Here is a 23,377-nt window from a genome sequence, read left to right on the forward strand (position 1 = left end):
TTCATGTAAAGAGTCCTAACAAAAGGTTACTGCAGGATATCAGCCGCATGCGACCGGCGCACCGAGGGGGCGGGCGCCCTCGGCGCCCGCCCCCTCGACGGGTCAGAACCGGAACAGCACGACGTCGCCTGTGGGCGGCGGCGGCGGATCCTCAGGATTCGGGCTGAACGCCGGCACGGCGTCGACCGTCGCGTAGATGCCGACCGGCGACCATTCGACGGCGGCGGGCGCCACAGCCTCACGGAACAGCGTCGCCGACGACTGTCCCTTCTTGATGAGCGAGATGCGGTCGCCCATGAGCTCGGCGACGTATATGTCGCCACGCGGCGACAGTGCGATGTCCGTCGGCGAAGCAAGGCCGGTCGCGACCGTCACCACCCTGCCGGTGAGCAGGTTGACCTTGATCACCGAGCCGCGTGCGCCGGCGGCCGGCGTCTCTGGTCCACCCGGCAGGAGGGAGGCGTAGATCCAACCGTCGGCCCCGAGTTCGACATCCGTCGGCACGGCCTCCCACGCGTAGGTGTGACCGACCACGCACGCCGGAAGACCGAGCTCGACGGCCCAGTCGCCCACCACCGACGGCTGCGGGGGCAGGGTCGCGAGTGTGCGCACCTTTCCTCGGAAGTCGACGGTGAGGATCGCGTTCGCACCGGCATCGGCCACGACCGTTCCCACCGGGGTGCCGATGGTGGCGTAGGGGTGCGAGTACACCTCGCCCGTGTACGCGCCGCCGTTGTCGGCACCCGGCAAGAACGGCGGCAGCTGCGCCGCGCAGTCGGCGGGCAGATCGCTGAAGCCGTACTGCTGAGCGCCGTCCGGGTTGCTCGTCGCCTCATGACGTCCGAGGTCGGCGAGGTCGCTGACGTTCCCCCGTCGATCGATCTTCTTCAGCAGCGAGCCGTCGGCGGTCGTCTCGGCGAAGTACACACTGCCGAGGAAGTTCGACACCGCCCCCACCTCGTTGCCCGGAGTCGCCGTCGTGTAGGGCGTCGTGAAGCTGCCGTCGCGAGCGATGCGGTTGAGGGTGCCGCTGAAGTTGTCGGTGACGTAGACGCTGCCGTCGATCTCAAGTCCGAGCTTCAGTGGGCTGAACAGATCCTCGTGGAGCACTTCGGGGTCCGGCGGGGCCGCAGCGGATGCTGCCGTGCCGGAAAGAGAGAGGGATGCCGCGAGGACGGCGGCTGGGAGCAGGATGATCGATCTCGGAATCGATCGGCTGGGTGACATGAGTGGACGCTTCATGAACTTCCTTCTGTCGGGCGCGGACGCGCTGAGGGGCGGCGTGTGCCGTCCTGACGGCAGAGTGCCCCCATCTGCCTCGGGATACATCGGGGGCAGCACCGAAATGTTCGTCCGCTATGCTCGGGATGTCGCGACTGGCGTTGAGGTGGGGAACCACCGGGGAGCGACCGACTACGGCATTCGACCGCACGCCTGGGCCGATGTGGGACACCCCTATCTGGAAGCCGTGAGTCAGGAGATCGCATGACCGATCAGTTCTTCAACGCCCCTCTCGCCGAGGTCGACCCCGAGATCGCCCAGGTGCTCGACCGCGAGCTCGACCGCCAGCGCGGCTACCTCGAGATGATCGCCTCCGAGAACTTCGTCCCCGTCTCGGTGCTGCAGTCGCAGGGGTCTGTGCTGACCAACAAGTATGCCGAGGGCTACCCGGGCCGCCGCTACTACGGCGGCTGCGAAGAGGTGGACGTCGCCGAGGAGCTCGCCATCGAGCGCGCGAAGGCGCTGTTCGGCGCCGAGTTCGCCAACGTGCAGCCGCACTCCGGCGCGACGGCCAACGCTGCCGTGCTGCACGCCATCGCGCGCCCGGGCGACACGCTGCTCGGCCTCTCGCTCGACCAGGGCGGCCACCTCACGCACGGGATGAAGATCAACTTCTCGGGCCGGCTCTACAACATCGTCGCGTACGGCGTCGACCCCGAGACCTCGACGATCGACATGGACGAGGTGCGCCGCCTCGCCGTCGAGCACCAGCCCAAGGTGATTATCGCCGGCTGGTCGGCCTACCCCCGCCAGCTCGACTTCGCGGCCTTCCGCGCGATCGCCGACGAGGTCGGCGCCACCCTCTGGGTCGACATGGCCCACTTCGCCGGCCTCGTGGCGGCGGGCCTGCACCCGAACCCGGTGCCGCACGCCCACGTCGTCTCATCGACCGTGCACAAGACCATCGGCGGCCCCCGCTCGGGCTTCATCCTCACCAACGACGCCGACATCGCCAAGAAGATCAACACCGCCGTCTTCCCGGGTCAGCAGGGCGGTCCGCTCATGCACGTGATCGCGGCGAAGGCCACCGCGTTCAAGCTCGCCAAGACGCCGGAGTTCAAGGAGCGCCAGGAGCGCGTCCTGCGCGGCGCGCACATCATCGCCGAGCGGCTGTCGCAGCAGGACGTCAAGGACGCCGGCATCGCGGTGCGCTCGGGGGGCACCGACGTGCACCTCGTGCTCGTGGATCTTCGCAACGCCGAGATCGACGGCAAGCAGGCCGAGGACCTGCTGCACGAGATCCACATCACCGTGAACCGCAACGCGGTGCCCAACGACCCGCGCCCGCCGATGGTGACCTCGGGTCTGCGCATCGGCACGCCGGCGCTCGCGACGCGCGGCTTCGGCGACGCCGAGTTCACCGAGGTCGCCGACGTCATCGCGCTCGCGCTGCTGCCGAACGCCGACGTCGAGGCGCTGCGCGCGCGGGTCGCGGCCCTCACCGCCGCGTTCCCGCTGTACCCGGACTTCCGCCACTGAGCGGAAGCGCCGCCCCTCTGGGCGGCGCCCTCTGATACCACTGTCGAGACCGGATGCCGCGCCCGCGCGTCGGGCCGCGGCATCCGTCCCCCCCTCCAGCTGGATCGCCGAGAGTACAGCTGACGGACGAGAGGGTGGGTGGTTCCCTCCCTTTCGTCCACCAGCTGTACTCTCGCCGGGCGGGCCGAGGGACGAACCGGCCCGGCGGCCCGACGGTCGAGGGGCCGGCGGTCCCGGCGGGTGGACGCCACACGAGCGCACGATGATACGAGGAGACGCAGGATGACCGCACAGAAGCTGGACGGACGCGCCGCGGCCGCCGAGATCAAGGACGAGCTGCGTGAGCGCGTCGCCGCGCTCAAGGAGAAGGGGGTCACGCCGGGCATCGCCACCGTGCTCGTCGGCGCCGACCCCGCGTCGCAGCTGTACGTGGGGATGAAGCATCGTGAGTCCCAGTCGATCGGGATGAACTCGATCCAGCGGGAGCTGCCCGCCGACGCGACCCAAGAAGACGTCGAGGCGCTGATCGACGAGCTCAACGCCGACCCGGAGTGCCACGGGTACATCGTGCAGCTGCCGCTGCCCAAGCACCTCGACACCGACGCGATCCTGGAGCGGATCGATCCCGCGAAGGACGCGGACGGCCTGCACCCGACCAACCTCGGGCGCCTCGTGCTCAACGTCAACGCCCCCATCACGACGCCGCTGCCGTGCACGCCGCGCGGGGTCATCGAGCTGCTCCTGCGCAACGACTTCGACCTGAAGGGCAAGGACGTCGTGGTCGTCGGCCGCGGCGTGACGATCGGCCGCTCGATCGGCCTGATCCTCACGCGCCGCGAGATCAACGCGACGGTCACGCTCACCCACACCGGCACGACCGACCTCTCGCACCACCTGCGGCAGGCCGACGTGATCGTCGCGGCGGCCGGCGTCAAGCACATCGTGCGCGCCGAGGACGTCAAGCCCGGCGCCGCCGTGCTCGATGTCGGCGTCACGCGCGAGGAGGACCCCGACTCCGGCAAGTCGAAGGTGTTCGGCGACGTCCACCCCGACGTCGCCGAGGTCGCCGGCTACCTCTCGCCCAACCCGGGCGGAGTGGGTCCGATGACGGTCGCTCTGCTCATGACGAACGTGGTCGAGGCCGCCGAGCGGTCGCTGGACTGACCCGGCCTCACGCGGGGACGAGCGCGTCGCGCGTACGCGGCACGACGGCCGCGGCATCCGTCGCTCCGAAGGAGGCCATGCCGCCGACCCAGCGCTCGCGGTCGGCTTCGCTGCGGTGCCGCACCTCGGCCAGCCGCGTGACGCCGCGGACCCTGATCCCGCAGTATTCGAGTGTCGCCCGGCGCAGCGACCGGATGGGGGCGTCGCGGTAGACCCACGCGTTCCAGAACGCGGGCGAGTCCATCGTCATGACGATGCGGGCGCTGCGACCCGTGAGCAGCCTGTCCCACAGCCGGCCGGTCGGGCGGTAGCGGAAGGCGAAGCCCGAGACGAACACGCGGTCGATCCAGGCCTTCAGGACCGCGGGGTACGACCCCCACCACTGCGGGAAGAAGAACGCCAGGTGATCGGCCCAGTCGACGTCGGCGATGGAGGCCGCCACCTCGGGCGTGAGCGGCGCGTCCGAATCCGTGCGCGGCAGACGGACCTCGTCGCGCCGGGACGGATGCCCCGGCACAGGGTCGGCCGCGAGGTCGATGACCCGCACCTCGGCGCCGCCGGCACGGGCGGCTTCGGCGTAGGCGCGGGCGAGGGCATGGTTGAGGCTGCCGCCGAGCGGGGTGCCGATGACGACGAGGATGCGGGGAGCGTTCATGCGGGGATCTCCTGAAGCGGTGCGCCGCCCGGAGCGGCCAGGCGGGGGATGAGGGCGGTGAGCGCGACGAGCTGAGCGTTCAGGCGCGGCGCGTCGATGGGGTCGTCGGCCAGCGAGGGGTGGGCGAGCATGGCGGCGAACGCGCCCTCGAGCACCGCGCCCGCGTCCCGGACGAGCGCCGCCCCCTTCGGGCTGAGGGTCAGCAGGATGCTGCGTCCGGCGCCCGGGGGCGAGTCCGCGGCGATCCAGCCGTCGGCGACGAGGGCGGGCACGCGCTTGCTCACGGCCGCCTTGGTGACGCCCAGGCAGTGGGCGAGCGTCGTCATGTCGGCCGGTGCGGCGTCGGCGAGCACCGCGAGGAACTGGAAGTGGTTGAAGCTCACGCCGTACTGCGCACGCAAGGCGGCGTCGGCGTAGGCGTCGAGCTCGGCGACGAGCTCGTGGAGGGTGAAGGTCAGCCGGTCGGACACACTCTGAGTAAACCAGTTGACTCAGAGTGTGTCAACAAGTTGACTCGGTCCGACGTGTGGCGATGGAGGACGGATGCCGGCGCCCGGCGTCAGCGAGATGCCTGGCGTGCTTCGGCGGCCGCGAGGGCGGCCCGCGCCCCGTCCGTCGGGGCGATGGCGACGAGGCCGCGGTGGAGCTTCACGAGCGCCTCCACATCGATCTCGCCGGTGCGAGCTCGGTCGCAGTGCACGGCCTGGATCGCCGCCTCGAGCTGGAACCGCCCGAGCGGTCGCCCGAGGTCGGATGCCCGGCGCAGCAGCGCGGCGCCCTCGGCGATCAGCGCCCGGTCCCACAGCCGCGTGTCCTGTTCGTCCAGGGGCGGCCATGGCTGCGAGGTTCGGGCCGGCGCGCGCGACTGGGCGTAGGTGAGGAGGGCGGCCAGGCCCCACGCCTCGGGCTCGTCGTCGAGCAGCGTCGCCGTCAGCACGGCGAGCCACCGCGCCTCGTCGGCGAGAGATTCCCGGGGCTCATCGCCCTGGTCGAGCCAGCCGATCGCGTACGCGCCGTAGATCGCCTCGAGCACAGCCGGGAGGCGCGCGGGCATGTCGGAGCGCATGGGGATGCGGAACGGGATGCCGGCATCGCGGATGCGGCGCTTGGCCCGCACCAGACGCTGGGCCATCGCGGCGGCCTCGACGCCGAAGGCGCGGGCGATCGCGGCCGCGTCGAACCCGAGCACCGTCTGCAGCATGAGCGGGGTGCGGATGCCGGGGTCGATCGCCGGATGCGCACAGGCGAACAGCAGCTCGAGGCGCCGGTCGGGGATCATCTCGGCGTGCTCGAGCGCCGTCAGCGCGTCGAGGGCGCGGTCGTCGGCGCGCGCAGTCGCGAGCTCTTCGTCCAGCGGCACACCGGTGCGATGCGCCGCCGAGCGCAGTGCATCGCGCAGTCGATTGCGGGCCACGGTGACCAGCCATCCTTCGGGGTTGGCGGGGATTCCGGCATCCGGCCACGTGCGCAGCGCCGCCTCGAACGCATCGGCGAGGGCGTCCTCGGCCAGCGTGACGTCGGGGCCGACGCGCCCGGCCGATCCGCCCGACCCTGCCGGTCGGGCCGGTGCGGGCAGCGTCGAGGCGGCGATGACGGACAGGATGCGGCCGTACGAGGCCCGCGCGGTGCGCTCGGCGACCGCGCGGGCGTCGTCCGAGCCCCCGCGCCCGGAGTCTCCGTGCCGCGCGTCTCCGTGGTCTTCGTGCCGCGCGTCGGCGTGCGGAAGGGGCGCGGGGTCGTTCGGCATCAGCTTTCGAACGGGGTCCAGGCGCCGTGCTCGTACCGGGTTGCGCTCGGGCGCACCTCGACGGCGCCCCAGCCGACGGAGGGCGCCCTGCCGGCCCAGGCGATGGCGGCGTCGAGGTCGGCGACGTCGATCACGAAGGTGCCGCCGAGCTGCTCCTTCGTGTCGGCGAACGGCCCGTCCTGCACACGGAGGCCGTCTTCACCCGCGGTGACGGTGGTGGTCACCGTGGACTGCTGCAGGACCTCTGCCGAGACCAGCACGCCGGCGGCGTCGAGCGCGGCCGCGTACTCGTCGAACTCGCGCATGCCCTCCGCCCAGGCGTCGGGGCCCATGTCGTCGGAGGTCATCTCGGGATAGTGGAGGAGGAGTGCGTATCGCATGGCGTCGTCCTTTCTGAGGGATCGTGACACCCGTATGACGAACGTCGCCCGCCCGGATCGACAGGTCCGCGGAATCAGCCCTTGCCGAGCTCGTCGAGCATGCGACGCTGTTCGTCGGTGAGCCCGTCGTTCAGCTCGCGCCGGCCCGCCGCGCTCGCCGCGCTGCCGCCAGGGTAGGTGTCGCGGGGGCCTGCGGCGGGCGGAACCGCCGGGGCCGCGGCATCCGTCGGCGTCTTCGAGCCGGTCGCGCGGTCGTAGAGTGCGCCGGCGTGGTGCTCGACCCGGTCGTCGATGGCGGCGTAGATCGCCCAGCCGATGAGCAGGATGACGGGCGGCAGCACGTAGCCCCAGAACGCGCCGAAGATGCCGCCGCCGATCGACACCCCGGTGAACAGCACGGTCGCGATCCACACGATGAAGGCGACGGCGAAGGCGAGGAGGAACTCCACGACCTTCTCTCCGGCCTTGGTGCGCTGATGCGCCGACTTGGCCGCCATCCCGCGGAACCACTTCTCGACGAGCGGCTTGATCCAGATGACCAGCGCCGTCATCACGATGCCGGCCCACAGCGCCGCCCAGCCGACGCGGGCCGGGGTGAGCCAGCCGACGACCAGCAGCACGACGATGTTGAACACGAGCAGCGACGCGAACCGCACGACCCACTTCTTCATGTCATTCACTGTGCCACGTCGCATCGGATCACGGGAACGGGACGGATGCCGCGCCCTCAGGCGATGGAGACCAGCTGCGTCACATCGTCGTCGGGGAGGACGTCGGCCGTCGCGGTGACCTGGAGGTCGACGAGGTCGGCTCGGCCGGAGACCACGGTGAGGAAGGCCGTGTCGGCGGCATCCCTTCCCGTCGCGATCCGGACGAGGCTCGAGCGCGGCGCGAGAGTGGTCGCATCGACCGCGCGCCACGCGTCGTCGATCCACGCCTCGGCGACCGCGTGGAAGTCCATCGGGTCGAGCCCTGGTGCATAGACGGCCACCATGCGGGCGGGGATGCCGAGCCCGCGCAGCAGCGCGATGCACAGGTGCGCGTAATCACGGCACACGCCCTGCCGGGCCAGCAGGGTACGGGTCGCGCCGTCGGTCGGGAGCGAAGAGCCGGGCACGTACGACAGCCGCGTGCCGACCCAGGACGAGACGGCGGCGAGAAGCTCGTCGGCGCCCTGGATGCCCCGGAACTCCGCCTCGGCGGTCGGCGCCATGGCGTCGGACTCGGCGTAGCGGCTCTGGCGCAGGTAGACGAGCCGCTCGACGTCGTCACCCTCGGCGGGCTCGCCCTCTGTCAGCGTCGCGCTGTACTCGATCACGAACTCGCCGACCGGGGCGGTCACGCGGTGCAGGCGCGTCTGGTGGGCGTCGAGGAGCTCCTCCAGCTGGAGGGGCTCGCCGTCGACGGTCGCCGCGAGAGACTCGGATTCGGGGGAGTAGTGGCCAGAGGCCGTGATCGCGAAGATCAGCTCGGCGGGCTCGGTGACGTTCAGGGCGATGCGGCTGGAGACGTCGCGCTTCATGGGCCCAGCGTGTCATGCCGCGCGCTGCCGTGTGCGGGGTTGACACGCGCGGTGCGGCTGGGTCCGGGCTTGCGCTGTGGCCGAGGTGCGCCGCCGGGTCCGCGCTCGAGTTCGAGCGCGTCGCCGAACCCACCCGTACGCGACCGACCCACACGCTTGGGATCTCCCGAACGGGTGGGCTCGACGCGAGAGGGTGGGTTCAGCGGGAGGAACGGCTCAGTACGAGGCGCGCTCCGCGGCGGGGTCCGCGGGGATGAAGCGGGCGGCCAGCGCTTCCGAGCCGCGCGCGAGCAGTGCGACGTCGGCGCCGACGAGGATGAAGGATGCCCCGGCCTCGAGGTACGCGTCGGCGGCAGCCGGATCGAACGCGTTGACGCCGACGGGCTTGCCCGCGGCGCGGACCGCGTCGAACGTCCGCAGAGCGGCGGCGACGACATCCGGGTGGGTCTGCTGGCCCAGGACGCCCATCGAGGCGGCGAGGTCAGCGGGGCCGACGAACACGCCGTCGACGCCGTCGACCGCGGCGATCTCCGCCGCCGCCTCGACGCCCGCGGCGGTCTCGATCTGGACGAACAGCGACACGTGGTCGTCGGCGTCCGGGAGGTAGCCGTCGACGCGGTTCCACCGTGCCGACCGCGCGAGCGCCGAGCCCACTCCGCGGCTGCCCCGCGGGGGATAGCGCACGGCGGCGACGGCGGCTTCGGCATCCGTCTTCGACGACACCATCGGCACGAGCAGGTTCTGCGCTCCGAGATCGAGCACCTGCTTGATCGTCACGACGTCGCCGATCGGCACGCGGACGACCGGCGTGACGGGGTAGGCGGCGACGGCCTGCAGCTGGGTGAGCACCGACTCGAGGCCGTTGGGGGAGTGCTCCATGTCGACGAGCACCCAGTCCATGCCGGAACCGGCGCAGATCTCGGCGACGAGCGGCGAGCCCGAGCACACCCAGATGCCCGCGAGCGGGCGGTCGGCGTTCGCGAGGGCGTCGCGGAAGGTCGGGCTCAGACGAAGCGGCATTCGATGACTCCCATGGGTCCGTAGTCGCACCTGACGCTATCGCCCCGCGACACCCACATGGGTCGGGTGAACGAGCCGGCGAGGATGATCTCGCCCGGCTCGAGTCGCGCGCCGTGCTGGTGGAACTTGTTCGCGAGCCATGCCACGCCGGTCGCGGGGTGGCCCAGCACGCCCGCGGCGACCCCGGTCTCTTCGATCTCGCCGTTGCGGCTCAGCACACCCGGCACCCACCGGAGGTCGATCTCGTCGGGGCGCTTGCGCATGTCGCCCAGCACCATGGCGCCGTAGGCGGCGTTGTCGGCGATGGTGTCGACGATGGTGCGCCCCTCGAGCTCGATGTGGGAGTTCAGCACCTCGAGCGCCGGCACCGCGTAGTCGATGGCCGCGAGGGCGTCGTCGAGCGTGCAGTTCGGCCCTTCGAGCGCGGTCTTGAGCACGAAGGCGAGCTCGACCTCGATGCGCACGTTCGAGAACCGGTCCACGGGGATCTCGGCCCCCGACTCGTAGACGGTGTCGTCGAACATCACGCCGTAGTCCGGCTCGGTGATGCCCGTCGCCTGCTGCATCGCCTTCGACGTGAGCCCGATCTTGCGGCCGACCAGCCGCCGCCCGGCGGCGATGTTCTGGTCGCGCCAGACGCCCTGGATCGCGTACGAGTCCTCGACCGTCGCGTGCGGGTACCGCGCGGTGATGCGCGGAATCACGCCGTGCGTGCGGTCGGCCTCGGCCAGCTCGGCCGCGACCTGGGCGATGTCGTCGGGGTGCAGCATCCGTTTCTCCCTGAGTCTTTCGTTGGTCCGAGGCGTTTCGTCTCGCTCGTTCCTCCTCGCTCTCTCAACGACCGGGGTATCGGCCGTTGAGCGAGCGGAGCGAGGCGAAACGTCTCAGAGTTGGTGGCCGAGCTTGTACTCGCCCTGCTTCCAGCTGGGCATCTCCTCGGCCTTGTCGTCGGGACGGGTGTACGAGAAGCCGTCGGCGCCGATGGTCACCGCCATCTCGGACGAGTCGGTGCGGGCGACGACGGGCTGCGGGTTGCCGTCGAGGTCGAGCACGAGCGAGGCCTCGGTGTACCAGGACGGCACGACCGGGTTGCCCCACCAGTCACGGCGCTGGTTGTCGTGCACGTCCCACGTGACGACGGGATTGTCGGGGTCGCCGGTGTAGTAGTCCTGCGTGTAGATCTCGACGCGGTGGCCGTCGGGGTCGCGCAGGTACAGGTAGAAGGCGTTCGAGACGCCGTGGCGGCCGGGGCCGCGCTCGATGGCGTCGGAACGGCGCAGCGCCCCGAGCTTGTCGCAGATCGCGAGGATGTTGTGCTTCTCGTGCGTGGCGAAGGCGACATGGTGCATGCGGGGTCCGTCGCCGCCGGTCATGGCGGTGTCGTGCACTGTGGGCTTGCGGCGCATCCACGCGGCGTAGACCGTGCCCTCCTCGTCCTGGATGTCCTCGGTCACGCGGAACCCGAGCGACTGCATGAAGTTCACCGCGCGCGGCACGTCGGGGGTGACCTGGTTGAAGTGGTCGAGGCGCACGAGCTCGCCGGGCGTGTGCAGGTCGTACCGCCACGACAGGCGCTCGACGTGCTCGGTGGCGTAGAAGAACTCGTAGGGGAAGCCGAGCGGGTCGGTGACGCGCACCGAGTCGCCGATGCCCTTGGTGAACCCGTCCGGGCGGCGCTCGATGCGGCACCCGAGCTCGTCGTAGAAGGCGACGGCCTTATCGAGGTCCTCGGGCGTGCGCACACGGTACGAGAACGCCGCAACAGCGGCCACCGGACCCTGGCGGAGCACCAGGTTGTGGTGGATGAACTCCTCCGTCGACCGGAGGTAGATCGCCCGATCGTCCTCTTCGGTCACGTACAGGCCGAGCACGTCGACGTAGAACTCGCGCGACGCGAGCAGGTCGGTGACGACGAGCTCCATGTAGGCGCAGCGCAGGATGTCGGGCGCCGGCGCGCTCGGGGTCGGGATCGGGTTGTCGGAGAGGATCGGCGCCTCCTGGCTCACATAGAAGCCGGACGAGGTGCGGGTCATCTGGTCACGGTGGGTCATTTCGCGTCCTTGCGTGGTGTGCGGGTTCGGGGCGTTTCATCTCGCTTCGCTCGCTCAACGACCGGGGTCGCGGTCGATGAGCGAGAAGCGCAGAGACGACACGAAACGGATCAGTGGGATGCCGGGGCTCCGGCTTTGCCGAAGGTGGGGTTGTGGGCGGGGCCGAGCGTGATGTGCACGGCCTGCTGGTCGGTGTAGAAGTCGATCGAGCGGTAGCCGCCCTCGTGTCCGAGGCCGGAGGCCTTGACGCCGCCGAACGGGGTGCGGAGGTCGCGCACGTTGTTCGAGTTGAGCCACACCATGCCGGCCTCGATCGCCTGCGAGAAGTTGTGGGCGCGCTTGAGGTCGTTGGTCCAGACGTACGCGGCGAGGCCGTAGCGCACGCCGTTGGCGAGCTCGAGCGCCTCCTCGTCGGTGTCGAACGGGGTGATCGCGACCACCGGGCCGAAGATCTCCTCCTGGAAGATGCGGGCATCGGGCGCGACGTCGGCGAACACCGTGGGGCGCACGAAGTTGCCGCCCTCGAAGCCCTCGGGACGGCCGCCGCCGGCGACGAGGCGCGCCTCGGACTTGCCGATCTCGATGTACGAGACGACCTTGTCGTAGTGCTCCGGGTGCACCAGAGCCCCGACCTCGGTGGCAGGGTCGTGCGGGTAGCCGACCACGACGCGGTCGGCCTGCGCCGCGTAGCGCTCGACGAACTCGTCGTACACCGGGCGCTCCACGAGGATGCGCGATCCCGCGGTGCAGCGCTCGCCGTTGAGCGAGAAGACGCCGAAGATCGTGGCGTCGATCGCGGCCTCGAGGTCGGCATCGGCGAACACGACGGCCGGGCTCTTGCCGCCGAGCTCCATCGACAGGCCCTTCAGGAACGGCGCGGCGTTGCCGAAGATGATCTGCCCGGTGCGGGACTCTCCGGTGAAGGAGATGAGCGGCACGTCGGGATGCTTCACCAGTGCGTCGCCGGCGTCCTCACCCAGTCCGTTCACGAGGTTGAACACGCCCTGCGGGAGGCCCGCCTCCTCGAAGATCCCCGCCCACAGCGACGCCGAGAGCGGGGTGAACTCGGCGGGCTTGAGCACCACCGTGTTGCCGGTCGCGAGCGCCGGCCCGAGCTTCCACGATTCGAGCATGAACGGCGTGTTCCACGGCGTGATGAGGCCGGCGACGCCGATCGGCTTGCGGTTGACGTAGTTCATCTGGCGGCCGGGCACCTTGTAGGCGTCATCGGCCTGAGCCACGATCAGGTCGGCGAAGAACCGGAAGTTCTCGGCCGCGCGGCGCGCCTGGCCGAGCGCCTGCGTGATCGGCAGTCCGGAGTCGAACGATTCGAGCTCGGCGAGACGGGCGTCACGCGACTCGACGATGTCGGCGATCCGGTGCAGCACGCGCGAGCGCTCGCGCGGCAGCATCCGCGGCCACGGTCCCTCGGTGAACGCCCGCCGCGCGGCAGCGACGGCGCGGTCGATGTCGGCCTTCTTGCCGGCCGCGGCCTGCACGTACGTCTCGTTCGTCACCGGGTCGAGCACGTCGAACGTGTCGCCGCCCTGCGAGTCGACGAACTCGCCGTCGATGTAGTGCTGGATGCGGCTCGGCAGGCCCTCGGGCACGTGCCGGGTCGCCCCGGCGCTCTGCGCTTCGCCGGTAGCACTGGCGGTCTGGGTGTCGGTCATTGCTGCTCCTTCGTCGGAGGTCGTGGGGACGGATGCCGCGGCCCGCGGCATCCGTGAATCAGAACGCCGGGAGGCCGAGGGCCTCGTCGGGGTGCTCGTGGATCATGTAGGCGTCGAGGGTCGCCGAGCGGTGGCGGCGCGCGGCCTTCTCGATCTCACCGAGAGGGGCGCCGGTCTCGATCAGCACGAGGATGTTCTCGTGCTCGCGCACCGACTCCTGGGCGCGGCCGGGGACGAAGCTGAAGGTCGAGTCGCGCAGGTGGCCGAGTCGCGCCCACTCGGCGTGCACGAGGTCGAGCATCCGGGGGTTGGCGCACTTCTCGAACAGCGCGGCGTGGAACTCCTGGTTGAGCGCCGTGAACGCGCGCGGGTCGAAGTGCTCGAGCGTCTCGATCATGAGCTCGTTGATGCGGCGGGCGCCTCGGATGTCGTCGGCCGTGAGCCGGCGGGCGGCCAGCGCGGTGGCGGTGCCCTCGAGGATCGACAGCGCCTGCATGCTGTACCGGTACTGCGAGTCGTCGACCATCGACACCCGCGCACCGACATTGCGCTCGAAAGTCACGAGCCCCTCGGCCTCGAGCTGGCGGATCGCCTCGCGCACCGGCACGACGCTCATGTCGAGCTCGCCGGCGATGCTTCCGAGCACGAGCCGGTAGCCCGGCGTGAACTCCTGGTTCGCGATCCGCTCCTTGATCCAGCGGTACGCCTGCTGCGACTTGCTCAGCGTCTCGGTGTCGGTCATCGCTCGCCTCCGTTCCGGGCGTCGTAGCGCGCGCGCCACTCCGCGTTCATCGGGAAGAGACCGTCCACGGGGTGCCCCTCGGCGACGCGGCCGGCGATCCAGGCGTCCTCGTCCTCCTGGGCGAGTGCCGCGTCGACGATCTCCTCGACGATGCCGGGCGGGATGACGACGACGCCGTCGCCGTCGCCGACGAGGATGTCTCCGGGCTGGACGGTCGTGCCGCCGCACGCGATCGTGACGTCGCCCTCCCACGGGACGTGCTTGCGCCCGAGGACGGCGGGGTGGGCGCCCGACGAGTACACCGGGATGCCGACTGCGGCGACGGCCGCGGCATCCCGCACTCCGCCGTCGGTAACGATGCCGGCAGCCCCGCGAGCGTGCGCGCGGATGGCGAGGATGTCGCCGAGCGTGCCCGAACCGGCGTCGCCGCGGGCCTCGATCACGACGACCTCGCCCTCGCCGACGGCGTCGAAGACGCGCTTCTGGGCGTTGTAGCCGCCGCCGTGCGCGGCGAAGAGGTCTTCGCGGTTGGGCACGAACCGAAGCGTCCGGGCGGTGCCGACGAGCTTGGCCTCCGGATGCAGCGGACGGACGCCGTCGATGTGCACGTTGTTCAGCCCGCGCTTGCGCAACTGCGCCGAGAGCCCGGCGACCGGGGCCGCCTCCAGCTTCGCGCGCAGCTCGAGCGAGAGAGAAGACCCGGCTTCGGTCCCTGAGCTCGTCGAAGGGCTGGTGACCGCGTCGACAGGCTCAGCGACCGGCGGCAGGCCGGCGGCCTCGCGCGAGCCCCACGCCTCGGTGCGCTGCAGGTCGTCGGCCGCGGGCAGCGAGCCGAGCGCGGGGTCGAACGGCGCGTCGCCCTGGACGACCCTGGTCACGAGCCGCCCCGACGTCGGGCCACCCGGCACGTCGACCTCGACCTCGACGACGTCGCCGGGCTGAGCGACCGACGAGCCGGCCGGAGTGCCGGTGAGGATCACGTCGCCGGGCTCCAGGGTGAAGTGCTGTGAAAGATCGGCGACGAGCTGGGGGAGGGGGAAGATCATGCCGGCTGCGGTGTCGTCCTGCGCGAGCTCGCCGTTCAGCCAGGTGCGCACCCGCAACGCGTCCGGGTCGACGGTGCGCGCGTCGATGAGCGACGGGCCGATCGGCGTGTACCCGTCACCGCCCTTCGAGCGCACGTTCGAGCCCTTGTCGTTCGCACGCAGGTCGTACAGGCCGAAGTCGTCGGCGGCGGTGATCCATGCCACGTGCGACCACGCGTCCTCTAGCGAGACGCGACGGGCGGGCGCGCCGATCACGAGCGCGATCTCTCCCTCGAAGGCGAGCAGCTCGGTCCCCGCGGGGCGCTCGATGGCTGTGCCGGAGGCGGCGACGGAGCTGGACGGCTTGAAGAAGTACGACGGATGCTGCGGCCGGCGTCCGCGCTGATCCGCACGCGACGCGTAGCTGAGGTGGATCGCGACGATCTTGCCGGGGCGCCCGGGGAGGGCCGCGAATCGCGGGTCCGCGTCGTGCGTCATCTCGTCCATGAGCTCCCTCACTCGTCGACCTGTTGCGTCGTATCCGAAATCGTATATGATCATCGGACATCCGGCAACCGTCCCGTTCTCGGTACGCCGGTGACGAAGATGTCACCCCCGACACAGGAGTCACTGATGAGCACAGCACGTCCCGCACAGGGATTCACCCCCACAGGCACGATCGCCACAGCGGCCGATCGCCGCCGCGTCGTCTTCGCCACGGTCGTCGGAACGACCGTCGAGTGGTACGACTTCTTCATCTACGCGTTCGCCGCCGGCCTCGTGTTCGCCGAGCTGTTCTTCGCTCCTGCGGGCGAGGGCTTCGCGCAGATCCTCTCGTTCATCACGGTGGGCATCAGCTTCCTGTTCCGTCCGCTCGGTGCGTTCCTGGCCGGTCACTTCGGCGACAAGTACGGCCGCAAGGTCGTGCTCATGTGGACGCTCGTCCTGATGGGTGCGGCGACGACGCTCGTCGGCCTCCTGCCCCCGTACGCCGCGATCGGGATCGCGGCCCCGATCCTGCTCATCCTCCTGCGCGTCCTGCAGGGGATCTCGGCCGGCGGCGAGTGGGGTGGCGCGGTCCTCATGGCCGTCGAGCACGCGCCCAAGGCGCGCCGCGGCGTCTTCGGCGCATCCCCCCAGGTCGGCGTGCCGATCGGCCTGCTGCTGGCATCGGGCATCACGGCGCTGGTCGCGATCCCCGGGGACGCATGGTTCAAGGAATGGGGCTGGCGCATCCCGTTCCTGCTCAGCGTCGTGCTGATCCTCGTCGGCTGGTACGTCCGCCGTCGCGTGGAGGAGAGCCCCGTCTTCGCCGAGCTCGCCGAGCGCAAGGAGGCGGCCCGGATGCCGATCGTGCAGCTGTTCAAGAAGCACACGCTCCTCGTGATCATCGCTGCCTTCGTCTTCGCCGGGAACAACGCGGTGGGCTACATGACCACCGGCGGCTACATCCAGCGCTACGCCACCGACCCCGAAGGCCCCGTCGGCCTCTCCACCGCTCCGGTCCTGTGGGCCGTCACCGGATCGGCCGTGACGTGGCTGCTCGCGACGTTCTTCGCGGGGTGGATCAGCGACAAGATCGGACGCCGCACGACGTACATCATCGGCTGGATCCTGCAGCTGGTCGGTGTCTTCCTGCTCTTCCCGCTCGTGAACACCGCGAACGTCGGGCTGCTGTTCCTGGGCCTTGCAGTGCTGACGATCGGCCTCGGGTTCACCTACGGCCCGCAGGCAGCGCTCTACAGCGAGCTGTTCCCGGCCTCGATCCGGTTCTCGGGCGTCTCGATCTCGTACGCCATCGGCGCGATCCTGGGCGGCGCGTTCGCTCCGACCATCGCACAGGCGCTGGTGCAGGCGACGGGCTCCACCGTCTCGGTGACCTGGTACCTCGCCGGCATGACCCTGCTCGGCCTCATCGCGACGCTGCTGCTGCGTGACCGCTCCGGCATCCCGCTCGGCCCCGACCATGAGGCCGAGCAGTCCGTCAGCCCGATCTACGGCCTGTCGAAGGCCTGACCTGCCGGCAGACGGATGCTGCGTTCTGAGGCTCTGCGGAGGCTCAGCGACGCAGCATCCGTCGCGTTCTGAGGCTCTGCGGAGGCTCAGCGACGCAGCATCCGTCGCGTCAGCGGGTGCGCATGCCGTCGAGGGCGACAGCGACCACGTCGTGCGCGAGGCGTTCGCGATCGACCGGGCCGCCGGGCCGGTACCACTCGACGATCGAGTTGACCATGCCGAACACCAGCCGGGTGGCGACGGCGCCGTCCACGTCGGCGCGCATCTCTCCGGCGCGCTGCGCCTCGGCGACGAGGGCGGCCACGCGGTGGTCGAACGCGCGCCGGCGCTCGAGCGCGGCACGCTCCACGTCGCTGTTGCCGCGCACGCGCAGCAGCAGCGTCACATAGGGGAGCTTGTCGACCAGGACTCGCACCGCTCCGCGCAGGACGGCCCCCAGTCGCTCCACGGCTGATCCCGACGCGGCTTCAGGGGCGACGAGGACGCCCTCGAGTCCGTCGAGCGCTTCGTCGAGGGCGAGCGCGAGCAGCTGCTCCTTGGAATCGAAGTGGTGGTAGAGCGCCGACTTGGTGAGGCCGAGGCGCGATGCGAGATCGGCGACCGAGGTGGCGTCGTAGCCCTGCTCGTTGAACAGTGTCACCGCCACGCTCAGCACCTGCTCGCGGTCGTATCCCGGACGCCCCCGCCGCGCGGGAGAGGCGTCGGTGCTCGCAGACATGCGCCCAGTCTCGCACCTGCGCCCGCGGCATCCGCGCTTCCATGCCGGTCGCGGCTCGCATTACTGAACGAACGATCAGATAATATGAGCGGGACCGCGACGGAGCGGATCGAGAGGATGCCGATGCCTGAGCCGCTGCTCATCCAGCGCCGCGACGACCGGATCGTCGCCACGCTGTCGCGGCCCGAGGTGCGCAACGCGATCGACCAGGACACGGTCGACCGCCTCCATGAGCTCTGCCGCGAACTCGAGCGCGAGCCGCGCACGCTCATCCTCATCGGGGGCGACGGCGTTTTCGCGTCGGGCGCCGACATCGCGCAGCTGCGCGAGCGCCGCGCCGCCGATGCGCGCCGAGGGATCAACACCCGGGCCTTCCAGCGCGTGCGCAACCTCCCGATGCCGGTCATCGCCGCGATCGACGGCCACGCGCTCGGCGGCGGCGCGGAGCTGGCCTATGCCGCCGACATCCGCATCGGCACGCCGCGGCTGCAGATCGGCAACCCCGAGACCGGGCTCGGCATCATCGCCGCCGCCGGGGCGACCTGGCGCCTGCGCGAGATCGTCGGCGAAGCCCGGGCGGCCGAGATGCTGCTGACGGGGCGGATCCTGGATGCCGAGACCGCCGTCGCGTGGGGGCTCGTGTCATCGCTCTTCGAGCCCGGCGACCTGCTGGCCGCGGCGAACACGATCGCCGACCGCATCGCCCGCAACGACGCGCTCGCGACCCGCCACACCAAAACGGCGCTGCTGGCCCCCGCTGCAGCGCACCCCGAGCTGGAGCTCGAGCTGCAGGCCCAGCTCTTCGAGAGCCCCGAGAAGGACAGGCGCATGACCGCCTTCCTGGAGAGGAAGAAGGGGCGATGAGCGTGCCGGAGCGGGTCGGAGTGATCGGGGGCGGGCGCATGGGCGCCGGCATCGCCCACGCCTTCGTGCTCGCCGGCGCAGAGGTGGTCGTCGTGGAGCGCGACGCCGAGGCGGCGGCCGCGGCATCCGCTCGTCTTCGGGAGAGCGTGCGCCGCAGCGTCGAGCGGGGCGCGACCGACCGCGGGTTCGACGGGCTCGCTGCCGCGGTCCGCGCCGACACCGATGCGGCGGCGCTCGCCGGATGCGCGCTCGTCGTCGAGGCGGTGCCGGAGGACCGGGAGCTGAAGATCCAGGCGCTCGGCCGCGCGGAGCGGGTCGTCCAGGGCGACGCCGCGCTGGCGACGAACACGTCGTCGATCTCGATCGACGACCTCGCCTCGCACCTGGCGCGGCCTGACCGCTTCGTCGGCCTGCACTTCTTCATTCCGGTGCCGACGTCCCAGCTCGTCGAGGTCGTGACGGGCACGGCGACAGCTCCCGCGCTCGTCGACGACGCCCGTGGCTGGATCGAGGCGCTCGGCAAGACGGCGATCGTCGTGCGGAACAGCCCGGGGTTCGCCTCCAGCCGTCTCGGCGTCGCGCTGGGGCTCGAGGCGATCCGCATGCTCGAGGAGCGCGTCGCGAGCGCCGCCGACATCGACGCGGCGATGGAGCTCGGGTACCGGCATCCGGTCGGGCCGCTGCGGACCACCGACCTCGTCGGGCTCGACGTGCGGCTCGCCATCGCCGAGGAGCTGCACCGGACGCTGGGGGAGCGGTTCGCGCCGCCGGAGCTGCTGCGGCGCCTCGTCGCCGACGGACATCTCGGCCGCAAGAGCGGCCGCGGCTTCTACGAATGGAGTGAGAAGTGACGAACATCCTCCCGAGCTACCTGCGCGATCAGTGGTGGGTGCCTGAGGTCGGCGCCCTGCGACAGGACCAGGGACCGGCCCAGGTGCGCGATGCCTCCACGGGCGAGGTCGTGACCGCTCTCGACACCCAGGGGATCGATCTCGCAGGGGCGCTGGAGTACGCGCGCACGGTCGGCCAGGAGAGCCTCGGGGCGCTGACGTTCCACCAGCGCGCACTGCTGCTGAAGCAGTTCGGCGTGGCCCTCACCGCGCGCAAGGAGGAGCTCTACGAGCTCTCCAAGCGGGCCGGGGCGACGGTGCGCGATTCGCTGAGCGATGTCGACGGCGGCATCGGCGTGCTGTTCACGTACTCGTCGAAGGGGCGCCGTGAGCTGCCGAACGGACAGGTGTACCTCGACGGTCCGGTCGAGCCGCTCTCGAAGGACGGATCGTTCCTCGGCCGCCACGTCTACACACGGCTGCCGGGCGTCGCCGTGCAGATCAACGCCTTCAACTTCCCGATGTGGGGCGCGCTCGAGAAGTTCGCGCCGGCCTTCCTCGCGGGCGTGCCGACGCTGGTGAAGCCGGCGTCGCCGACCGCCTACGTCGCCGAGGCGTGGGTGCGGATCCTCGTCGAGACCGGCCTCCTGCCCGCCGGCTCGCTGCAGCTCGTGAGCGGCGCCGTGCCCGGACTCTTCGAGCACCTGCGGCTCGGTGACCTCGTCGGGTTCACCGGCAGCGCCTCGACGGCTTCCCGTCTTCGGGAACAGGCCGCGCCCGGCGTGCGGTTCACGAGCGAGACCGACTCGATCAACGCCTCGGTTCTCGGCCCCGACGCCGTGCCGGGCACGCCCGAGTTCGACGCCTACGTGAAGCAGCTGTTGGTCGAGCTCACTACCAAGGCGGGCCAGAAGTGCACCGCGATCCGTCGTGCCATCGTGCCGGCCGATGCCGTCGATCCGCTGGTGGCAGCGCTGCGCGAGAAGATCGCCGAACGCGTCGTCGTCGGCGACCCGCGCGCCGACGGCGTCACGATGGGTCCGCTGGTTTCACTGGCGCAGCGCGACGAGGTGCTGCGCGCGGTCGGCGCGCTTCAAGCGGCGGGCGGCCGGATCGTGCTGGGGACGACGGATGCCCCGCACGTGACCCTCGCCGACGGCACGACCGGTGCCGCCCCCGACGGCGCGTTCGTTGCGCCCATCCTGGTCGGCTTCGAGGACGGCGACGCCCTGCCGGGCGCCGTCCACGAGGTCGAGGCATTCGGGCCGGTGGCCAGCATCCTCGCCTACCGGAGCGTCGACGAGGCGGCGGACCTCGTGGGTCGCGGCGGCGGGTCGCTCGTGACGAGCGTCGCGACCGCCGACCCCGCTGTCGCCGCCACCCTGCTCGCACGAACGGCCGCGTACAACGGGCGCCTGCTCTTCCTCGACCGTGACGACGCGCGCAGCTCCACGGGCCACGGCGCGCCCGTGCCGCACCTCGTGCACGGCGGTCCGGGGCGCGCGGGCGGCGGCGAAGAGCTCGGCGGCATCCGGGCGGTGCTGCACCACATGCAGCGCACCGCGGTGCAGGGCTCGCCCGCGATGCTGACCGCCCTGACCGGCGTATGGCATCAGGGCGCGGCATCCCGTTCCGACCGTCACCCCTTCCGCAAGTCGCTCGCCGAGCTCGCGATCGGCGATCAGATCGCGTCGCCCTCGCGCCCGGTCACGCTCGATGACATCGAGACGTTCGCCAACTTCACCGGCGACCTGTTCTACGCCCACATGGACGAGGAGGCCGCGGCCGCCAACCCGTTCTTCCCGGGGCGCGTCGCGCACGGGTACCTGCTCGTCTCGTGGGCGGCGGGGCTCTTCGTCGACCCCGAGCCGGGTCCGGTGCTCGCCAACTACGGCCTCGAGAACCTGCGCTTCATGACGCCGGTCTCGCCGGGCGACGAGATCCGCGTGGTGCTCACCGCCAAGCAGATCACCCCCCGCGAGACCGACGAGTACGGCGAGGTGCGCTGGGACGCCGTCATCCTCAACCAGCGCGACGAGATCGTCGCCACCTACGACGTGCTGACGCTGGTCGCGAAGGAGCCGGTGGGGGAGACGGATGCCGCGGCCGCCGCTTCGGCGACCGCGGAGGTGCGCGTGTGACCGATCCCGCCGACCACTTCGCCGGGCAGCGCCGCATGCTGCAGCGCGATCGCGCGTCGGCGGCCCTCGGCATGGTGGTCGAGCGCGACGAGCCGGGCGAGGCCATCGTGTCGATGACGGTGCGCGACGACATGACCAACGGGTTCTCGATCACGCACGGGGGGATGGTGTTCGCGCTCGCCGACACCGCCTTCGCGATGGCCTGCAACGAGGACTCCGACGTCACCGTCGCGGCGGGGGCCGACATCTCGTTCCTCAAGGCGACGCACGCGGGGCAGACACTCACCGCGCACGCGCGGCGCCGCGCGCTCGCCGGCCGGAGCGGCCTCTACGACGTGACGGTGACCGACGAGACGGGCGACGTCGTCGCGGAGTTCCGCGGGCGGTCGTTCACCACGCGGCGCGCCCACCCCGACGATCCGTCCTGACTCCTGACTCCTGACTCCTGACGCCTGGCTCCTGGCTCCGGCTCGCGGTTCTCGCCCACGGCGGCGGCAGCATCCCCGCCCCTTAGATGCCGAAAACCTGGTCGGTGACGCGACACGCCGCGTCGCGGCATCCGTCATCGGCGTGTCGGGGCGAGCGGCCAGGTTTTCGGCACCGGGAGCGTCGGGACGGACGGGGTACGGGTGCGCGGGAGGATCGGTTAGACTTTACTGAACGAACGGTCTGTAATCCTCCGGCGGGCTCCAGGAGCTCGAGGAGGCAGGCTCGGGAGCTGGACAACACCGGCTCAGGAGCCGGGAGGAGAAGGCCGTGGAACCGGAACGGAGTCGACGATGACGACCGAGCTGCTGATCGACGAGGCAGCCGAGCAGGCTGCCTTCGACGCGATCATCGAGGCCGACTCGCGCATCGAGCCGCGCGACTGGATGCCCGAGGCGTACCGCAAGACCCTCATCCGGCAGATCTCGCAGCACGCGCACTCCGAGATCATCGGGATGCAGCCCGAGGGCAACTGGATCACGCGGGCGCCGAGCCTCAAGCGCAAGGCCATCCTGATGGCGAAGGTGCAGGACGAGGCGGGGCACGGGCTGTACCTGTACTCCGCCGCGCAGACGCTCGGCATCACGCGCGACGAGATGACCGAGCAGCTCATCGAGGGGCGCGCGAAGTACTCGTCGATCTTCAACTACCCGACGCCGACGTGGGCCGACATGGGTGCGATCGGCTGGCTCGTGGATGGCGCCGCGATCTGCAATCAGGTGCCGCTGTGCCGCGCGTCGTACGGACCGTACGGGCGTGCGATGGTGCGCATCTGCAAGGAGGAGTCGTTCCACCAGCGGCAGGGGTTCGAGATCCTGCTGACGCTCATGCAGGGCAGCCCCGCGCAGAGGAAGATGGCGCAGGATGCCGTCGACCGCTGGTACTGGCCATCGCTCATGATGTTCGGACCACCTGACGACGCGTCGCCGAATTCGGCGCAGTCGATGGCGTGGAAGATCAAGCGGTTCTCCAACGACGAGCTGCGGCAGCGCTTCATCGGGATGCTCGTGCCGCAGGCCGAGGTCCTCGGCGTGACGCTGCCCGACCCCGAGCTGCGGTGGGACGAGGCCGCCGCGCGCTGGCACACGAGCGAGATCGACTGGAGCGAGCTGCAGGAGGTCATCGCTGGCCGCGGCGCGATGAACGCCGAGCGCATCCGCAACCGCCGCAACGCCCACGAGGAAGGTGCCTGGGTGCGCGAAGCCGCGGCCGAGTACGCCCGCAAGCAGCAGCTGCGCGAAGCCGAGACGACGAAGGGAGCCGCGTGATGACCACCCCAGGCGCCTCACCGCGCGAGTCGTGGCCGCTGTGGGAGGTGTTCGTGCGCGCCGGCCGTGGCCTGAGCCACGTGCACGCCGGGTCGCTCCACGCTCCTGACGCCGAGCTCGCGCTGCGCAACGCGCGCGACCTCTACACCCGCCGGGGCGAGGGCACATCGATCTGGGTGGTGCCCGCCGACGCGATCACCACGAGCGACCCTGATTCCAAGGGCGCGTTCTTCGAGAGCCCCGCGGGCAAGAACTACCGCCACGCGACGTACTACACGGCGTCGGAGGGGGTGCCGCACCTGTGACAGAGGCATC

General features: G+C 70.9%; 23 protein-coding genes and 1 riboswitch. Of the genes, 9 read left to right on the plus strand and 14 right to left on the minus strand.

Annotated features, from left to right (window positions below; all coding sequences use genetic code 11):
- Positions 1-102 precede the first annotated feature (102 nt).
- Positions 103-1,227, minus strand: coding sequence for a ScyD/ScyE family protein (locus IM767_RS10785; protein ID WP_162564248.1), 1,125 nt, complete (start codon positions 1,225-1,227; stop codon positions 103-105).
- 135 nt (positions 1,228-1,362) lie between these two features.
- Positions 1,363-1,447, plus strand: a riboswitch (ZMP/ZTP riboswitch).
- A gap of 38 nt (positions 1,448-1,485) precedes the next feature.
- Here IM767_RS10785 and glyA point away from each other — a divergent pair.
- A complete protein-coding gene (gene glyA / locus IM767_RS10790; RefSeq protein ID WP_109209825.1) occupies positions 1,486-2,760 on the plus strand; it encodes a serine hydroxymethyltransferase in 1,275 nt (424 codons plus the stop codon).
- A gap of 282 nt (positions 2,761-3,042) precedes the next feature.
- Positions 3,043-3,924 (plus strand): bifunctional methylenetetrahydrofolate dehydrogenase/methenyltetrahydrofolate cyclohydrolase, encoded by an 882-nt coding sequence (locus IM767_RS10795; RefSeq protein ID WP_109209826.1) that lies wholly within the window; start codon positions 3,043-3,045, stop codon positions 3,922-3,924.
- Positions 3,925-3,931: 7 nt separating this feature from the next.
- Here IM767_RS10795 and IM767_RS10800 read toward each other — a convergent pair whose 3' ends face one another.
- From IM767_RS10800 to IM767_RS10855, 12 genes are all read right to left on the minus strand, one after another.
- The gene (locus IM767_RS10800) at positions 3,932-4,579 is read right to left on the minus strand and encodes an NAD(P)H-dependent oxidoreductase (protein ID WP_109209827.1); all 648 of its coding nucleotides are present in this window, start codon (positions 4,577-4,579) and stop codon (positions 3,932-3,934) included.
- Positions 4,576-5,049 (minus strand): MarR family winged helix-turn-helix transcriptional regulator, encoded by a 474-nt coding sequence (locus tag IM767_RS10805; RefSeq protein WP_109209828.1) that lies wholly within the window; start codon positions 5,047-5,049, stop codon positions 4,576-4,578. The genes IM767_RS10800 and IM767_RS10805 overlap by 4 nt, the downstream gene beginning before the upstream one ends.
- Before the next feature lie 89 nt (positions 5,050-5,138).
- A complete protein-coding gene (locus IM767_RS10810) occupies positions 5,139-6,326 on the minus strand; it encodes an RNA polymerase sigma factor (protein ID WP_109209829.1) in 1,188 nt (395 codons plus the stop codon).
- Positions 6,326-6,706 (minus strand): YciI family protein, encoded by a 381-nt coding sequence (locus IM767_RS10815; protein ID WP_109209830.1) that lies wholly within the window; start codon positions 6,704-6,706, stop codon positions 6,326-6,328. Before IM767_RS10815 ends, IM767_RS10810 begins: the two co-directional genes overlap by 1 nt.
- Positions 6,707-6,780: 74 nt before the next feature.
- Positions 6,781-7,377, minus strand: a complete 597-nt coding sequence (locus IM767_RS10820) for a hypothetical protein (RefSeq protein ID WP_109209831.1) — start codon at positions 7,375-7,377, stop codon at positions 6,781-6,783.
- Positions 7,378-7,433: 56 nt separating this feature from the next.
- Complete coding sequence (locus tag IM767_RS10825) at positions 7,434-8,228, minus strand: transglutaminase-like domain-containing protein (protein WP_109209832.1); 795 nt, start codon at positions 8,226-8,228, stop codon at positions 7,434-7,436.
- A 216-nt stretch (positions 8,229-8,444) separates the two neighbouring features.
- Positions 8,445-9,248: an aldolase/citrate lyase family protein gene (locus IM767_RS10830; protein ID WP_109209833.1), complete on the minus strand. Its 804-nt coding sequence runs from the start codon at positions 9,246-9,248 to the stop codon at positions 8,445-8,447.
- Positions 9,233-10,018 carry a 2-keto-4-pentenoate hydratase gene (locus IM767_RS10835; RefSeq protein WP_109209834.1) on the minus strand — a complete coding sequence of 262 codons (786 nt, stop codon included), beginning with the start codon at positions 10,016-10,018 and terminating at the stop codon, positions 9,233-9,235. Before IM767_RS10835 ends, IM767_RS10830 begins: the two co-directional genes overlap by 16 nt.
- A gap of 114 nt (positions 10,019-10,132) precedes the next feature.
- Positions 10,133-11,299 (minus strand): 3,4-dihydroxyphenylacetate 2,3-dioxygenase, encoded by a 1,167-nt coding sequence (hpaD, locus tag IM767_RS10840; protein WP_109209835.1) that lies wholly within the window; start codon positions 11,297-11,299, stop codon positions 10,133-10,135.
- Between the two features lie 110 nt (positions 11,300-11,409).
- The gene (gene hpaE, locus IM767_RS10845; protein ID WP_109209836.1) at positions 11,410-12,972 is read right to left on the minus strand and encodes a 5-carboxymethyl-2-hydroxymuconate semialdehyde dehydrogenase; all 1,563 of its coding nucleotides are present in this window, start codon (positions 12,970-12,972) and stop codon (positions 11,410-11,412) included.
- 58 nt (positions 12,973-13,030) lie between these two features.
- Entirely contained in the window at positions 13,031-13,714 is a 684-nt protein-coding gene (locus IM767_RS10850) for a GntR family transcriptional regulator (RefSeq protein ID WP_109209837.1), read from the minus strand.
- Positions 13,711-15,246, minus strand: a complete 1,536-nt coding sequence (locus tag IM767_RS10855) for a fumarylacetoacetate hydrolase family protein (RefSeq protein WP_422613775.1) — start codon at positions 15,244-15,246, stop codon at positions 13,711-13,713. Before IM767_RS10855 ends, IM767_RS10850 begins: the two co-directional genes overlap by 4 nt.
- A gap of 126 nt (positions 15,247-15,372) precedes the next feature.
- Here IM767_RS10855 and IM767_RS10860 point away from each other — a divergent pair, with 126 nt between their 5' ends.
- Positions 15,373-16,755: an MFS transporter gene (locus IM767_RS10860; RefSeq protein WP_109209838.1), complete on the plus strand. Its 1,383-nt coding sequence runs from the start codon at positions 15,373-15,375 to the stop codon at positions 16,753-16,755.
- 109 nt (positions 16,756-16,864) lie between these two features.
- Here IM767_RS10860 and IM767_RS10865 read toward each other — a convergent pair whose 3' ends face one another.
- Positions 16,865-17,473 (minus strand): TetR/AcrR family transcriptional regulator, encoded by a 609-nt coding sequence (locus tag IM767_RS10865; protein ID WP_109209839.1) that lies wholly within the window; start codon positions 17,471-17,473, stop codon positions 16,865-16,867.
- 123 nt (positions 17,474-17,596) lie between these two features.
- Here IM767_RS10865 and IM767_RS10870 point away from each other — a divergent pair, with 123 nt between their 5' ends.
- The 6 genes from IM767_RS10870 (at position 17,597) to paaB (ending at position 23,367) form a co-directional block, all read left to right on the plus strand.
- Complete coding sequence (locus tag IM767_RS10870) at positions 17,597-18,337, plus strand: enoyl-CoA hydratase/isomerase family protein (RefSeq protein WP_109210063.1); 741 nt, start codon at positions 17,597-17,599, stop codon at positions 18,335-18,337.
- Entirely contained in the window at positions 18,334-19,188 is an 855-nt protein-coding gene (locus IM767_RS10875; protein WP_109209840.1) for a 3-hydroxyacyl-CoA dehydrogenase family protein, read from the plus strand. The genes IM767_RS10870 and IM767_RS10875 overlap by 4 nt, the downstream gene beginning before the upstream one ends.
- Positions 19,185-21,308 carry a phenylacetic acid degradation bifunctional protein PaaZ gene (paaZ, locus tag IM767_RS10880; RefSeq protein ID WP_109209841.1) on the plus strand — a complete coding sequence of 708 codons (2,124 nt, stop codon included), beginning with the start codon at positions 19,185-19,187 and terminating at the stop codon, positions 21,306-21,308. Before IM767_RS10875 ends, paaZ begins: the two co-directional genes overlap by 4 nt.
- 35 nt (positions 21,309-21,343) lie before the next feature.
- Positions 21,344-21,736: a hydroxyphenylacetyl-CoA thioesterase PaaI gene (gene paaI / locus IM767_RS10885; protein ID WP_109210064.1), complete on the plus strand. Its 393-nt coding sequence runs from the start codon at positions 21,344-21,346 to the stop codon at positions 21,734-21,736.
- 351 nt (positions 21,737-22,087) lie between these two features.
- The gene (gene paaA / locus IM767_RS10890) at positions 22,088-23,062 is read left to right on the plus strand and encodes a 1,2-phenylacetyl-CoA epoxidase subunit PaaA (RefSeq protein ID WP_109209842.1); all 975 of its coding nucleotides are present in this window, start codon (positions 22,088-22,090) and stop codon (positions 23,060-23,062) included.
- On the plus strand, positions 23,062-23,367 hold the full coding sequence (paaB, locus tag IM767_RS10895; protein ID WP_109209843.1) for a 1,2-phenylacetyl-CoA epoxidase subunit PaaB: 306 nt from the start codon (positions 23,062-23,064) through the stop codon (positions 23,365-23,367). The genes paaA and paaB overlap by 1 nt, the downstream gene beginning before the upstream one ends.
- Positions 23,368-23,377 lie beyond the last annotated feature (10 nt).

Source organism: Microbacterium ureisolvens, assembly GCF_015278315.1.
Classification (GTDB): domain Bacteria; phylum Actinomycetota; class Actinomycetes; order Actinomycetales; family Microbacteriaceae; genus Microbacterium; species Microbacterium ureisolvens.